Below are 14556 nucleotides of genomic sequence, written 5' to 3'. Positions count from 1 at the left end.
CCGACCCGCGGGTGACCCGCCGGCCCGGTGGATCAGTAACCCTGGGCCGCCTTGCGTTCGGCGACCTCGATCCTGGCCCGTTCGATCTCGTTGATGTGCGTCTCGGTCCACTCGCGCAGCGCGCGGATCGGCTCGCCCAGGCTGCGGCCGAGGTCGGTCAACGCGTAGTCCACCCGGGGCGGGATGGTCGGGGTCACCGTGCGCAGGACGAAACCGTCCGTCTCCAGGCCGCGCAGGGTCTGGGTGAGCATCTTCTGCGACACCCCCTCGATCCGGCGGCTCAACTCCGTGTAGCGCATGGGTCCGTCGCGCAGGACGTCCACGATCAGCACCGTCCACTTGCCGGCGATGTGGTCCAGGACCTGACGTGTGGCGCACTTGGCGCTGTAGACGTCGGCGGGGAGGCCGACCGATTCGACGATGGTCACCATGGCCGGAGAGTAGCGCACCAATTAGTGCCTGCTTCCCGTTGGAGAGTGGCGCACCCAAAATCGTGTCCATGAGCACCCACACGATCGACGACCGGGTCGACGGCGACGACAACGCCGTGGACACTCCCGTGCCGACCCCCGCGACCTCGGTCGCCGAGGCCATCCGCGCCCGCCGCACCATCCGGCACTACCGCCCCGAGCCGGTCCCGGCCGACCTGCTCGACACCCTGCTCGAACTGGCCGTCGAGGCGCCGACGAGCTGGAATCTCCAGGACCGCTCGATCGTGGTGGTGTCCGACGACGCCGACGCGCGCGCGGGTCTGATCGCGGCCACCGGCGGCCAACCGCAGGCGCACGAGGCCCCGGTCCTGCTCGTCTTCGTCGCCGAGCCGCAGGCCTGGCGCGAGGACCGCGCCGACGTCTACGAGCGGGCGCACCGCAACGGCGCGTGGAACGACGAGTTCGTGGCGATGTTCGCGGCCGAGTCCGAGAGGTTCCAGCGGGATCTGGCCGCGCGCGGGATGTTGCGCGAGTACGCGGTCAAGGACGCGATGATCGCCGCCACCTACGTGCTGCTCGCCGCGACCGAACTGGGGCTGGCCACCTCGCCGATGAACGGCTGGGACGAGGATTCGGTCAAGCGGGCGATCGGCGTCGGCGACCGCGACGACCTGGCCGTCGCGTTGGTCGTCGCGGTCGGCTACCCGACCGAGGAGCGGCGCCATCCGGGGCGGCGCCCGATCGAGCGCAACGTGTTTCGGGGCCGCTACGGCGCCCGGTGACGGTGACCGGGTCAGCGGTCGCGGCGCCGCCGGACCAGCAGGCCGGTGCCGTACAGCGTGAGCAGGCCACCGACCACGAGCAGGGCCGCGCCCGCGATCGGAGCGGACCACGAGCCGCCGAGATCCGGGCCGCCGCCGACACCGGCGTCGGGCGTGAGGGTGTGCATGAGGGTGCTCGCGACATCCGAGCCGAACGCGTAGGCCAGGCCCGCGACGAGCACCGGCAGCAGCAGGACGCCGCCCACGAAGCTCGTCAGCGCGGGGATCGACCGCCCGGCCATCGCCCACCGCAGGACGTGCCGCGGGCGGTGCGTGCCGGGTGTGGGAAAGCGGAACGGGGTGCTCATGACGACCTCTCGGGATCGGGTTCTGCCGACCTGTCCACCATCCGCCGGCGGACCCCTCGGGCACATCCGTCCCGAGGGCCAGACCGAACCCGTACGCAAGTACCACTCGACCCCCGGGCGGGTCCGGATCGAGGTGGACACGCGTGGGGCGGGGCGGCCGATCGGCCGCCCCGCCCCACGCGTACCACCGGCCCGTTCGGCCGGTGCTTCGATCGCTCGTGCTCAGATGCCCAGCGTCGTGGCCAGGTCCCGCTTCAGGGCCGCCGTCGCCGCGTCCGCCGCCGCGCGGGCGGCGGCCACGCCGATCGCGGCGATCCGCTTCGGGTCGACCACGACCTCGAGATACGCCTTGAGCTTGGGCTCGGTCCCGGACGGGCGAACCACCACCCGACCCGCGAACAGGTCCGTGCCGTCCCCGGCCAGCGTGTAGCGCAGGCCGTCGGTCGGCGGCAGGTCGGCGGCCGGCGGGTTGAGCAGGTCGTCGACGCCGGTCACGGCGAGGCCGCCGAGCGTGTGCGGCGGCTCGGTACGCAGGCGTCGCATCGCGTCGGCGATCAGGTCGAGGCGGTCCACCCGCACCGAATACTGGTCGGTCGCGTACAGGCCGTACCGGGTCGCGATCTCGTCGAGCAGCGCGGGCAGCGTGCGGCCGTCCCGCTTGGCGCCGGCCGCGAGTTCGGCCAGCATCAGCGCGGCGGTGACGCCGTCCTTGTCGCACACCCCGGCCGGGTCGACGCAGTAGCCCAGCGCCTCCTCGTACGCGAACGCCAGGTTCGGCACCCGCGCCAGCCACTTGAAGCCGGTCAGCGTCTCGGTGTACAAGATGCCGTTGTCCCGGGCGATCGCGCCGAGCAGCGAGGAGGACACGATGGTCGTGGCCAGCACACCGTCGGTACCCCGGCGGGCCACCTCGGCGCCGAGCAGCGCGCCGACCTCGTCGCCGCGCAACATCCGCCAGCCGCCCGCCGCGGCCGGGTCCGGGACCGCCACCGCGCACCGGTCGGCGTCCGGGTCGTTGGCGATCACCAGATCGGCGTCCTCGGCCAGCGCGGTGCGAAACGCCAGGTCCATCGCCCCGGGCTCCTCCGGGTTGGGGAACGCCACGGTCGGGAAGTCCGGGTCCGGGTCCGCCTGTTCGGGCACCGGTCGGACGTCGGCGAAGCCCGCGCGGTCGAACGCGCCGAGCATCACGGTGGTGCCCACGCCGTGCATCGCGGTGTGCACGATCCGCACGTCGCGCGGCCCGGCCGGGTCGACCACGGACACCGCGCGGTCGAGGTAGGAGTCGATCACCGCCTCGCTCAGCGTCTCCCACCCGTCCTCGGCGAGGGGTACGTCGGCCAGGGAGCGCACCGCGGCGATGTGCGCGGCGATCTCCGCGTCGGCGGGCGGCACGATCTGCGACCCGTCGCCGAGATAGACCTTGTAGCCGTTGTCGCGCGGCGGGTTGTGGCTCGCGGTGACCATCACGCCGGCGACGCAGCCCAGATGCCGGATCGCGTAGGCGAGTACCGGCGTGGGCAGCGGTCGGGGCAACACCAGCGCGTGCAGCCCGGCGGCCTCCATGACGGCGGCGGTGTCCCGGGCGAACACGTCGGACTTGTGCCGCGCGTCGAACCCGATCACCACCGCGTTGCGGGTCGCGGCGGGCGCGACGGTGTCGGTGACGTACACGCTCTTGAGGTAACCGGCCAGACCGGCCGCGGCGCGGATGACCACGGCGCGGTTCATCCGGTTGGGCCCGGCGCCCAATTCGCCGCGCAGCCCGGCGGTGCCGAACTGGAGCAGGCCGGCGAAGCGGTCGGCGAGAGCCTCCCGGTCGTCCGAATCGAGCAACGCTTCGAGCTCGGCCCGGGTCTCCGGGTCCGGGTCCTCGGCCAGCCAGGCGCGCGCGATCTCGATGACGTCGCTCAACACGGACTCCTCGGTGCGGAAGGGATCGGGAGGGGATCGGGAAGGGTCCGCACGGGCCGGCGGACCCACCCGCTCAGATGCGTGGCAGGACCTGGGTGAGCAGTCGGCCCATACGCTCCGCGGACGCGCGTCCGGCGGCCAGGACCTCTTCGTGGTTGAGCGGTTCGCCGGTCATGCCGGCGGCCAGGTTGGTGACCAGGGAGATGCCCAGGACCTCGGCGCCGGCCTCGCGCGCGGCGATCGCCTCGATCGTGGTGGACATGCCGACGAGGTGCCCGCCGATCGCGCGGACCATGCCGATCTCGGCCGGGGTCTCGTAGTGCGGGCCGGGGAACTGTACGTACACGCCCTCTTCGAGGGCGGGCTCGACCTCGCGACACAACGCGCGTAGCCGCGGCGAGTAGAGGTCGGTCAGATCGACGAAGTTGGCGCCGACGATGGGCGACGCGGCGGTGAGGTTGATGTGGTCGCTGATCAGTACGGGCTGACCGGGCACGAACGACGGGCGCAGGCCGCCGCAGCCGTTGGTCAGCACGACGGCCTTGCAACCGGCGGCGACCGCGGTGCGCACGCCGTGGGCGACCGAGGCGACGCCCCGGCCCTCGTAGAGGTGGGTGCGGCCGAGGAACACCAGCGCGCGGCGGTCGCCGATGACCAGCGAGCGGACCGTGCCGGCGTGGCCCTCGACGGCGGGCGGCGGGAAGCCGGGCAGCGCGGTGACCGGGAACTCGTGTTCCGGGTCACCGAGCATGTCGGCGGCGGGCACCCAGCCAGAGCCCATGACGAGCGCGATGTCGTGCGTCGCGGCACCGGTGATCCGCTGCAGGCTTTCGGCGGCCTCGGCGGCGGCCGTATACGGGTCGTGGCTATCCAGTACGTTCACATCGATGAGCGTAAATGCTGCACCTGTGAACGGCGCGGCCGGGGTCTATGCGCGTAGAAGACTGTGATACGACCGCAATGACAGCGGGGGAAGACTCGTACGGATACGGGGTGATACGTCCGTTCAGGCGACGCGCGGAACACCCGATCGGCGAGCCCGGCGAACCGCCTCGCGCCCGGCGCCCCGGTCCGGCTCGGCACCGGGGCGCGCCCCGGCCGGAGGCGGCGGGCGACGTTCGGAACGGGTCGCGCCGCGGACTACGAGCAGGGGCGGTTGCGAAGTTCCTTGACGTAGTCGTCGGGGGCGCCGGCCGACTCCGCGGACTCGGCGACCATGCCGAGGTAGCGCGCCGAGGGCAGGCCGCCCTCGTAGTCGTTGAGCACGTACAGCCAGGCGAGCTGTTCGCCGAACAGCGACTCCACCCGGACCCGGACCTTGCGGTACAGGCCGAGCGGCATGCCCTCCCAGCGGTCGAGGTCGGGCTCGTCCATCTCGGCCAGGTCGTAGAGCGCGACGAACACCTGGGACATCTCGTCCTCGACGACCGTGGCCAGCGATCCGTCCCACCCCAACTGCTCGCCGCCGAAGGTCAGCCGCCAGCCGGGCAGCCAACCGGTGTGGCGCAGAGGTGAGTGCGGGGCACGCCGGGCCATCTGCCGCGCGTCGAGGTTGCTTGCGTACGCGGCGTAGAGGGGCATGGCCGCAGCCTACGCGACGCGCGGTCATGGGAGAGAATGACACCCGTGACTCGGATTGTGATCGTAGGCGGAGGACCCGGCGGATACGAGGCGGCTTTGGTCGCGGCACAGCTCGGAGCCGAGGTGACGGTGGTAGAGCGGGAAGGCGTGGGTGGTGCGGCGGTACTGACGGACTGTGTCCCGTCCAAGACCCTGATCGCCACGGCCGAGGTCATGACGAACTTCGCCGACTCGCATCACGAGCTCGGCATCTACGTCGACGACGGCACCCCCGGCACGCTGGACCGCCCGATCGTGGGCGTGGACCTGGGCGTGGTCAACCGGCGCGTGTTGCAGCTGGCCAAGGCGCAGTCGAACGACATCGCGCAGGGCGTCACGCGTGCCGGCGTGCGGGTGCTGCGCGGCACCGCCCGGCTCGACGGGCCGCGCCGCGTGGTGGCCGACCTGGCCGACGGCGGCGAGCGCACGCTGGAGGCGGACGCGATCCTGATCGCCACCGGCGCCCACCCGCGCGAGATCCCGGGCGCCGAGCCGGACGGCGAGCGGATCCTGAACTGGAAGCAGATGTACGGTCTGTCGGAGCTGCCGCGCGAGCTGATCGTGGTGGGCTCCGGCGTCACCGGCGCCGAGTTCGCCGGCGCGTACCAGGCGCTGGGCTCCAAGGTGACCCTCGTCTCCAGCCGCGACCGGGTGCTCCCGGGCGAGGACCCGGACGCGGCCGAGGTGCTGGAGGGCGTGTTCCGCCGGCGCGGCATGCGGGTGATGTCCCGCTCGCGCGCGGAGAGCGTCAAGCGGGACGGGGACAGCGTCATCGTCACCCTGACCGACGGGCAGATCATCGAGGGCAGCCACTGCCTGGTCGCGGTCGGCGCGATCCCGAACACCGCGGGCATCGGCCTGGAGGAGGCCGGCGTCTTCCTCAAGGACACCGGACACGTGCGGGTCGACCGGGTCTCGCGGACCACGGCCAACGGGGTCTACTCGGCGGGCGACTGCACCGGTGTGTTCGCGCTCGCCTCGGTGGCCGCGATGCAGGGTCGGATCGCGATGTACCACATGCTCGGCGACGCGGTGGCGCCGCTGAACCTCAAGGCCGTGTCCTCGAACGTGTTCACCGACCCCGAGATCGCCACGGTCGGCTACACCCAGGCCGCGATCGACGCGGGCGAGATGGACGCGCGCGGGGTGAAGCTGCCGCTGTCGCGCAACCCGCGCGCGAAGATGCAGGGCATCCACGACGGTTTCGTGAAGCTGTTCTGCCGCCCCGGTACCGGGATCGTGGTCGGCGGCGTGATCGTGGCGCCGCGCGCGAGCGAGTTGATCCACACCGTCGCGCTCGCCGTGGACCTGCACCTGACCGTCGACCAGATCGCCAGCGCATTCACCGTCTACCCGTCGCTTTCGGGTTCGATCGCCGAGGCCGCCCGGCAATTGCACCGGCGCGAGCGCTCCTGACCCGGTCCGCGCCGAATCCGCAGAACTCGCGAAATCTGTCGAACCGTCCCGAGAGGTCGGGCCGATCACTATCGGCGCGGTACACCTCGGGTGGCCCCCGAGTTCAAGATCGGTAACTCGGGGGCGTGGCCTCCGGCGCACGGGGGGCGCGCGGAATTCGGATTCCACGCTCCCGTGTACTCCACTTACGGGTGGCTTTTCTCGAACATCCGATGTGCGTCGTGATCGCCGCGCATACTCGAATCGGACCGGGTGTGATCGCCGCTTCGCGGTGTGTCCGCCATGCGTCGAGTCCGGCTGACGCGCCGTCAAAACCTGTATGGAGCAGCAAAATCTCTGTACATCAGCGCTATCCGACGCCCGGTGAACAGCGTTATGGTTGGCCCTCCCGAACGCTGTGGCTTCGCTGCGCCCGGAAACCGAAGCACTCTTATCACTTCGATGAACAAGTTCGGGTAAGAGTCGCAACCGGCTGATAAGAGCCGGTCGTTCGCGTTACCTTCGTCACGTGTTCGCAGCAGAGCGTCGTCAACTGATTCTTGAAATGGTGCGGGCCAACGGAGCGGTGTCCCTACGGGAACTCGCCCGGGTGGTCCAGACGTCCGAGGTGACGGTTCGGCGGGACGTGCGGGCCCTGGAAGCCGAAGGGCTGCTCGACCGTCGGCACGGTGGAGCGGTGCTGCCCGGTGGGCTGTCCCGTGAGCCGAGCTATTCGCAGAAGACCCACCTCGCGGCGGCGGAGAAGGCGGCCATGGCCGACCTCGCGGTCTCCCTCGTCGACGAGGGGGACGCGATCGTCGTGGGCGCCGGCACCACCACGCAGGAGCTCGCCCGCAGGCTGGCCCGGATCCCCGGGCTGACCGTGGTCACCAACTCCCTCCTGGTCGCGCAGGTACTCGCCCACGCCAATCGGGTCGAGGTCGTGATGACCGGCGGCACGCTGCGCGGGTCGTCCTACGCGCTGGTCGGCAGCGGTGCCGAACAGGCCCTCGCGGGTCTGCGCGTGCGACGCGCGTTCGTGTCCGGCAACGGGCTCACCGCCGAGCGTGGCCTGTCCACCCCCAACATGTTGTCCGCGAGCGTGGACCGGGCCCTGATCCAGGCCGCGCACGAGGTCGTCGTCATGGTCGACCACACCAAGATCGGTGTGGACACCATGTTCCAGACGGTGGCCCCGGAGCGGATCACGCACCTCGTCACCGACGAGGACGCCCCCGGTCCGGAGAGCGAGGCGCTGGCCGAGTTGGGCGCGCAGGTGCACATCGCCCCCCTTCCGCAACGGGCCGTTCCCGGCGCCCGCGCGGAGTTCAACGGGGAGCGGATGCGCGACATGCGTGTCCCGGGGGTGATGCCCGACCAGTGAGCGACCGATCGAAGACCACGTGCCGCCTCGCCCGGCGCCCCCCGGGCAGCACACCGCGGGCCGAGCCCGCGCCGGCGGCACGGCGCGCAGCACGCGGGCCGACGGCCCGTCCGCCCCACGGACGCGATCGCCCCCGCGCCGAGGGTTTCGACACGGGGGCGATCGCGACGCGCGGGACCGATGGGATCCCGCCGGGTTTTCGATGGTGCTCGGTGTTCGGTCCCGCTCGACCCGGGCTCGGACTCGACGCGGCTCGGGCCCGACCCGGTTCGGTCCTCGATCCGGGTCAGTCCTTGATCTCGCAGAGCACCGCGCCGGAGGTGACCGTCGCGCCGACCTCCGCGACCAGGCCCTTGACCGTGCCCGCGCGGTGCGCGTTGAGCGGCTGTTCCATCTTCATGGCCTCCAGGACCACGATCAGCTCGCCCTCGGCGACCTGCTGACCCTCCTCCACCGCGACCTTGACGATGGTGCCCTGCATCGGGCTGGCCAGCGCGTCGCCGCTCGCCGCGGCGCCGGCCTTCTTGGCGCCGCCGCGCTTGGGCGCCTTCTTCGCCGCCGCCGGGGCCGCGCCGGACGCGCCCAGACCCGCCGGGAGGGTGACCTCGAACCGTCGACCGTTGACCTCGACCACCACGGTCTCGCGCTCGGCGGCCTCCTCGGCCGCGTCCGCGCCGCCGCCGAACGGGGCGATGGTGTTCTCGAAGCCGGTCTCGATCCACCGGGTGTGTACGGTGAACGGCTCGGTCGACCCGCCCAGCTCGGGCGCGAACGCCGGGTCCACCACCACCTCGCGGTGGAAGGTGAGCGCGGTCGCCATGCCGTCGACGACGAACTCGTCCAACGCGCGCTTGGCCCGCTGGAGCGCCTGCGCGCGGTCGCGACCGGTGACGATCAGCTTGGCCAGGAGCGAGTCCCACGCGGGGCCGATCACCGAACCCTGCTCGACGCCCGAGTCCAGCCGTACGCCCGGGCCGGACGGCGGCAGCCACGTGGTGACCTCGCCGGGGGCGGGCAGGAAGCCGCGACCCGGGTCCTCGCCGTTGATCCGGAACTCGAACGAGTGCCCGCGCAGCGGCGGGTCGTCGTAGCCCAGCTCCTCGCCGTCGGCGATCCGGAACATCTCGCGGACCAGGTCGATGCCGGTCACCTCCTCGGTGACCGGGTGCTCGACCTGGAGCCGGGTGTTGACCTCCAGGAAGGAGATCGTGCCGTCCTTGCCGACCAGGAACTCGCAGGTCCCGGCGCCGACGTAGCCGGCCTCCTTGAGGATCGCCTTGGACGCGCGGTACAGCTCGGCGTTCTGCTCGTCGGTCAGGAACGGCGCGGGCGCCTCCTCGACCAGCTTCTGGTGCCGGCGCTGGAGCGAGCAGTCGCGGGTCGACACGACCACGACGTTGCCGTGGGTGTCGGCCAGGCACTGGGTCTCGACGTGCCGCGGCTGGTCCAGGTAGCGCTCGACGAAGCACTCGCCGCGGCCGAACGCGGCCACCGCCTCGCGCACCGCCGAGTCGTACAGCTCCGGGACCTCTTCGAGGGTGCGGGCCACCTTGAGCCCGCGCCCGCCACCGCCGAACGCGGCCTTGATGGCGATCGGCAGGCCGTTGGCCTTCGCGAACTCGACGACCTCGGCGGAGCCGGAGACCGGGTCCGGGGTGCCGGCGACCAGGGGCGCGCCGGCCCGCTGGGCGATGTGCCGGGCGGCCACCTTGTCGCCGAGATCGCGGATCGCCTGCGGCGGCGGCCCGATCCAGGTCAGGCCCGCGTCCAGCACGGCCTGGGCGAATTCCGCGTTCTCCGACAGGAATCCGTACCCGGGGTGGATGGCGTCCGCGCCGGAGTCCCGGGCGGCCCCCAACACCTTGGCCACGTCCAGGTAGCTCTCGGCCGGAGTGTTCCCGCCGAGCGCGTGGGCCTCGTCGGCCACCCGCACGTGCAGAGCATCCCGGTCCGGCTCGGCATAGACGGCCACACTGGCGATACCGGCATCCCGGCATGCTCGGGCGACGCGGACCGCGATTTCCCCACGGTTGGCGATGAGTACCTTGCGCACGATCTGGCTCCCTCCTCAACTGCGGAGAGTCTAGGGATTCGGGGGCGGGCACGATCCGCCGCCCCACATCCTCATGGGTACGGCAACCCGCCGGCTTCATGGCCTGCGATGGAGCTGCCGGCCACGTTGCCGGTGGGGTCAACGTACTCCCGACGAGGCCGGCGCCCGTGCCCGGGTGTACCTGGAACGTGTTTCAGTTTAGGGGTCGGGCGGGTCAGCCGCCCAGACAGTCACCGCCCGTGGATCGCCCGAGGAGTCCGCTTTCGGGTACGTTTGCCCCCGCCATTTTTCCGCAGTGCTTGCACGCCTTGGCCCACGGATTGCCGGCCGGCCCGTCGGGGCCGTACTGGTACACCCATTCGTGGTCGTCGTGACCCTCGGCACACATGTCCCACGCGTTGCCCGGTTCCCCTGCGTCTCGGCTCATCCGCCCTCTCCTCGCCGTCCGTCGTGCGCAGGCTACGAGCCCGGCCGGCTCGGGGCGGGCGAAACCGGGGAAAAGGGGCGCACCGTCCGGGGGTGGGCCGAGGATGTGCGAGCGACCCGGACGAGCGGGTTTTGCCGCACGGTGTTTCCCCGAGCGGGGCGGGCTGCCACGATGTGAAGGTCCGAGGCATCCGATGCCTGGACGGGAGGTTGTGGTGGCAGAGGTGTTCTTGCGCCGGCTGACCCGTTGGCAGGCCGATCAGCAACGGGAAACCGTCGCGGATACATATGTGAAGACCTACGGCGGGGATCCGTCGGGCCGCCCCGAATTCCTGCGGCGTTTCGCCGACCACATCCAACAACCGGGCTTCGAGATGGTCGTCGCGAACGGCGGAGGCGACGCGGCCGGTTGCGCCTACGGGTTCCCGCCGCGTGCGGCGAGTGGCTGGTGGACCGGGTTGCACGGCGAACTGCCCGTGGAGGTCGCGGAATCGGCCGCGGCCGGGAAGGTGTTCGTGATCGTCGACCTGATGGTCCTCCCGCAGCACCGCCGGCAGGGCCTGGCCGGGCGGATGCGGGAGAGGTTGCTCGCCGGCACCGACGCCGGCTTCGCCGCGGTCCGGGTGCCGCGGGACAACCACGCCGCGCTGGCCGCGTTCCGCTCCTGGGACTGGTCGATGCTCGGCGAGTGGCGACCGGATCCGGCGACTTCGCCCGCCGACGTCTGGGGCTGCCGGCTCCGTTCGTGAGGCGCGCCGCGCGGACCCGGCCGGGCCCGGCGGGGCGGCGTCAGTCGCCGAACCACTCGCGCAGGAGCCGGCCGGTGCGCCGGTCCGCCGGATAGAACGACTCGATCGACAACTCCGCGACGGTGATGTCCACCGCGGTGCCGAACGTGGCCACCGTGCTGACGAAGGACAACACCTCCCCGCGGTGGCGGATGCCCATCGCGATGGCCGGCGCGCCCGGACCGGCGCCGGGCGCCGGCTCGTCGTCGACGCCGCCGGGATAGCCGCTCACCTCGTCGTACAGCTCCCGGGTCAGCGGATCGCCGGTGATCGCGACCTGGCGCCGCAGTCGGTGCAGCAGGTGCGCGCGCCACTGCGGCAGGTTGACGATCCGCGGTGCCAGCCCCCGCGGGTGCAGGCTGACGCGATAGGCGTTGAGCGGCTCGGTGAGCAGTTCGGGGGCGACACCCTCGACGAACATCGCGATACTCGGCGTCGCGTCGACGATGTTCCACGCCCGGTCCACGATCACCGCCGGGTACGGGCCGTGCCCGACCAGGATCTGCCGCAACACGGCCGGCATCGGGTCCAGCTCCGGCGCGTCCAGGCGGCTCTCGTGGTACTCCGGCGCGTGCCCCGCGGCCAGCAGCATGCGGTTGCGCTCGCGCAGCGGCACGTCCAGATGCTCGGCCAGCCGCAGCACCATGTCCCGGCTGGGCACCGCGCGACCGGTCTCGATGAAGCTCAGGTGGCGGGTGGACACCGCGACCTCCACGGACAACTCCAGCTGGCTCAGGCGCCGGTGCCGGCGCCAGTGCCGGATCAGTTCGCCGCCGGTGCGCCGGGCGGCGGGGCCGGCGGACCGATCGCCGGCGACGGTCGTGGATCCCGAACTCATGGGACCCGACCGTACGCGGTGCGCCGCGAGTTCGGCGCGACGCGTCCGGTTCGGTCCGCCGGCCCCGCGCGGCTCCCTCACCGGAGGGACGTGCGGGCCTTGCGCAGGCCGAGGATCTGCACGTCGGCGAAGCCCAGGACCGCGACGGCCTGGAGCACGATCAGCGTGGTGCCGAGGTCGGTCGGGTCGAGCAGGCCGGCGATCGCCATCGCCACGCTGTCCGCGAACCACACCAGGTTGAGGCCGATCACCGCGCGTACGGCGGTGCGACGCGGCGTGTCGGAGCCGCCGATCCGCCACACGCCCACCGCGTACAGGACCAGGAAGGCGCCGAGGCCGGCCAGGAACGCGGTGGGCAGGCCGAGGGCACCGTCGACGGCGGCGCAGCCGGCCAGGGCGGCCAGTCCGACCGCGCCGGTGGCGATCGCGTCGAGCCGCAGCGCGAGCCGCAACAGGCCGGTGTCGCCGCGGACACGGTCGCCGGGCCCGCCGGTCGCGAACGTGGGGTTCAGGGACTGGGTGCTCATCGGGTCCTCCAGGGTCGTTTGCCGACACCGACGACTGTGCCGGGGGCGGGGGAGGGCGGTCGATTCCCTCGGAGGTAATGGCGGAGGGTCGACGGGCGCGGCGCGGGTCGTGGGACGGGTGCTCCGAGGGATTTCCGGAGGATTCGAAAAGGCGGGTTCGGGGTGGCCGCTCAGGGAGCGCGCGGGGCCGCTTCTTCCCTAAGCTGCACCCACACGACCAGGGGGAGACGGCCATGGCCGGCGGGGTGGTACGCAAGGCATACGAGGCCGGCGCCGGATTCGCGGAGGGCCGCGCGCGGCGCCCGGAACCGGTGGGTCGACTGTCGCTGGAGTGGGTGCCGGGCGCGCTGCTCGTGGTGCTCGCCACCGCCGGCGCGCTGGTGCTGCTCCGGGCCGGGCTGGATCCGGCGACGCCCGCCGGGCCCGCGGCGGATCCGGCCGCCTACGGGGCGGCGCCGACGCCCATGGACGCCGGCGGCGGGTCGTGGTCGGTGTGGGACCTGGTCGCGGTGTTGTTGCCGTGGGCCGTACCGCTGGTGATCGGCGGTATCGGGCTCACCGACAGTGTGTTCACCCACCGCCGGGGCGCGGTCGGCGGCGTGTTGACGATCGGCCTGGCCGGCGCCGCGTTGACCACCGCGCTCGACCCGATCGCAGCCCACTACGACGGTTCGCAGGCGCGCTGGCTGGGCTTCGTCTATCTGCTGCGGTTCGGCTTCGCGGTCCAGGTGCTGGTCGGGGTGGTGTTGTGGATCCATCTCGCGGTCCCGCGCCATCAGGCGCCGCTGAACGCGGCGTTCGCGGGGACCCTCGCGGCGGCGGTGCCGCTGCTGTTCGTGCTCGGCGGGCACGACGTGCTGGAGCCGATGTGGGAGTCGGGGGCCGGCCTCCAGACCTGGCTGCCGCTCGCCGCGTTCGGCTGGTTGCTGATCCTGCTGCCCACCGGCCGGATCCTGGTGCCGCCGGGGCGCGGCTGGCAGGAGTCCGAGGCCGGGGCCCAGGGCGGGGTGTTCCTGCTCGGCCTGGTCGGGGTCGGGGTGGCCGCGGCGACCGTGGTGATGGGTGACGACAAGCCCAGGGTGCTCGGCCTGTGGCCGGTGGTGGCGCTGGCCGGCTGCCTGGTCGCGGCGGTGCTGACCCATCGCGTGGACGGCGTGCGCTCGGTGGCGGGCGCGCTGCTCGCGATGGCGGTCGGCCTCGCCGCCTTCCCGGCCGCGCTGTTCGCCTGGGACCGCACACAGGCCAACCCGGGCCTGGGCCTGGACGGACCCGGCGAATACGTGCCGTGGCTGCTCGGCCTCGTGGTCGCCGGTGTCGTGGGGGCGGCGGCGGCGCGGTTGCTCGGGGCGTACGCGATCGGCCTCGCGGCACTGGCCCTCGTCCTCGCCGAGTTCATCGGCCCGGCGGCCGGATCCGGACACCAGCTGGCGGTGCGCTGCGCGGGTGCGGCGGCGATCGGCGTGGTGATCGGCGGTCTGCGGCCGGAGGCGGCGATCGCGGCGTTCGGGCTCGGCGCCGCGTGCGGGCCGGTGTGGCCGGATCTCCAGGCCGCGTCGGCGGACTACGGCTGGGTGGAGTGGCTGACGAAGAAGCCCGGCGGGGTACCGCTGCCGCTCCTGGTGCTGGCGGCGATCGCGCTGCCGCTCGCGATGTTCGCCGGGATGCGCGGCACGCCCGTGCCGCCTCCGCCGCGCGGACCCGGTCCCGGACCCGGCCCGGTGGGCGCGCCGGTGGGCGGCGGCGGACCGTGGGCGCCGAACGCGTATGCCGAGTCGGCCCCGCAGCCCTATCCGCCGCAACAGCCGGGCGGCTACGGCTCACCGCACGTGCCGCAGCAGCCGGGTGGCTACGGCCGACCGGCCGGGCCGTCGCCGCAGCCGGGTCCCGACGCGAATCTCCCGCGGCAGCCCGGCGCCGACACCCCGCACCACCCGCGATCGCCGGGCCTGCCGAACCTGGGCCCGGGCCCGGTCCGCCGCGACCTGAACCGCGCCGACGGGCCGGACGCCTGACGAAGCCGGGGCCGGGCGCCTACGGGTCGCGCCGGGCGG

At 72.7% G+C, this 14556-nt stretch carries 14 protein-coding genes; 5 read left to right on the top strand and 9 right to left on the bottom strand.

The genetic code is table 11. The annotated features are described in order from the left end of the window. Window positions 1-32: 32 nt before the first annotated feature. Window positions 33-431 (bottom strand): winged helix-turn-helix transcriptional regulator, encoded by a 399-nt coding sequence (locus tag EMA17_RS14950; RefSeq protein ID WP_078975599.1) that lies wholly within the window; start codon window positions 429-431, stop codon window positions 33-35. A 68-nt stretch (window positions 432-499) separates the two neighbouring features. Here EMA17_RS14950 and EMA17_RS14945 point away from each other — a divergent pair, with 68 nt between their 5' ends. Continuing rightward, window positions 500-1213: a nitroreductase family protein gene (locus tag EMA17_RS14945; protein WP_126637472.1), complete on the top strand. Its 714-nt coding sequence runs from the start codon at window positions 500-502 to the stop codon at window positions 1211-1213. Between the two features lie 11 nt (window positions 1214-1224). Here the strand turns inward: EMA17_RS14945 and EMA17_RS14940 are convergent, their stop codons facing one another. From EMA17_RS14940 to EMA17_RS14925, 4 genes are all read right to left on the bottom strand, one after another. Continuing rightward, entirely contained in the window at window positions 1225-1560 is a 336-nt protein-coding gene (locus EMA17_RS14940; protein ID WP_126637471.1) for a hypothetical protein, read from the bottom strand. A 222-nt stretch (window positions 1561-1782) separates the two neighbouring features. Further along, window positions 1783-3477 (bottom strand): phospho-sugar mutase, encoded by a 1695-nt coding sequence (locus EMA17_RS14935; RefSeq protein ID WP_126637470.1) that lies wholly within the window; start codon window positions 3475-3477, stop codon window positions 1783-1785. A 70-nt stretch (window positions 3478-3547) separates the two neighbouring features. Then, entirely contained in the window at window positions 3548-4357 is an 810-nt protein-coding gene (locus EMA17_RS14930; protein WP_126637469.1) for a purine-nucleoside phosphorylase, read from the bottom strand. Window positions 4358-4614: 257 nt separating this feature from the next. Then, complete coding sequence (locus EMA17_RS14925; protein WP_126637468.1) at window positions 4615-5055, bottom strand: gamma-glutamylcyclotransferase family protein; 441 nt, start codon at window positions 5053-5055, stop codon at window positions 4615-4617. A gap of 36 nt (window positions 5056-5091) precedes the next feature. On the opposite strand from EMA17_RS14925, the gene EMA17_RS14920 reads away from it, so the two are divergent. Together EMA17_RS14920 and EMA17_RS14915 are read left to right on the top strand one after the other, a co-directional pair. Then, on the top strand, window positions 5092-6510 hold the full coding sequence (locus EMA17_RS14920) for an NAD(P)H-quinone dehydrogenase (protein ID WP_126637467.1): 1419 nt from the start codon (window positions 5092-5094) through the stop codon (window positions 6508-6510). Window positions 6511-7054: 544 nt separating this feature from the next. Continuing rightward, a complete protein-coding gene (locus EMA17_RS14915) occupies window positions 7055-7873 on the top strand; it encodes a DeoR/GlpR family DNA-binding transcription regulator (protein ID WP_020552647.1) in 819 nt (272 codons plus the stop codon). A 286-nt stretch (window positions 7874-8159) separates the two neighbouring features. Here EMA17_RS14915 and EMA17_RS14910 read toward each other — a convergent pair whose 3' ends face one another. Both EMA17_RS14910 and EMA17_RS51740 read right to left on the bottom strand, forming a co-directional pair. After that, window positions 8160-9926, bottom strand: coding sequence for an acetyl/propionyl/methylcrotonyl-CoA carboxylase subunit alpha (locus EMA17_RS14910; protein ID WP_126637466.1), 1767 nt, complete (start codon window positions 9924-9926; stop codon window positions 8160-8162). Between the two features lie 214 nt (window positions 9927-10140). Next, window positions 10141-10353: a hypothetical protein gene (locus EMA17_RS51740; RefSeq protein WP_160161409.1), complete on the bottom strand. Its 213-nt coding sequence runs from the start codon at window positions 10351-10353 to the stop codon at window positions 10141-10143. Between the two features lie 214 nt (window positions 10354-10567). Between EMA17_RS51740 and EMA17_RS14905 the strand changes: the two genes are divergently transcribed. Further along, complete coding sequence (locus EMA17_RS14905; protein WP_160161408.1) at window positions 10568-11101, top strand: GNAT family N-acetyltransferase; 534 nt, start codon at window positions 10568-10570, stop codon at window positions 11099-11101. A 40-nt stretch (window positions 11102-11141) separates the two neighbouring features. Here EMA17_RS14905 and EMA17_RS14900 read toward each other — a convergent pair whose 3' ends face one another. Together EMA17_RS14900 and EMA17_RS14895 are read right to left on the bottom strand one after the other, a co-directional pair. After that, window positions 11142-11978, bottom strand: a complete 837-nt coding sequence (locus EMA17_RS14900) for a helix-turn-helix domain-containing protein (protein WP_126637464.1) — start codon at window positions 11976-11978, stop codon at window positions 11142-11144. 77 nt (window positions 11979-12055) lie between these two features. Further along, window positions 12056-12505 (bottom strand): hypothetical protein, encoded by a 450-nt coding sequence (locus tag EMA17_RS14895; RefSeq protein WP_126637463.1) that lies wholly within the window; start codon window positions 12503-12505, stop codon window positions 12056-12058. A 233-nt stretch (window positions 12506-12738) separates the two neighbouring features. Here EMA17_RS14895 and EMA17_RS14890 point away from each other — a divergent pair, with 233 nt between their 5' ends. Continuing rightward, entirely contained in the window at window positions 12739-14517 is a 1779-nt protein-coding gene (locus EMA17_RS14890; RefSeq protein ID WP_126637462.1) for a hypothetical protein, read from the top strand. Window positions 14518-14556 lie beyond the last annotated feature (39 nt).

Source organism: Embleya hyalina (genome assembly GCF_003967355.1).
GTDB classification, from domain to species: domain Bacteria; phylum Actinomycetota; class Actinomycetes; order Streptomycetales; family Streptomycetaceae; genus Embleya; species Embleya hyalina.
Note: the sequence above shows the minus strand (reverse complement) of the source record. Positions and strands in the feature narration are given on the sequence as shown.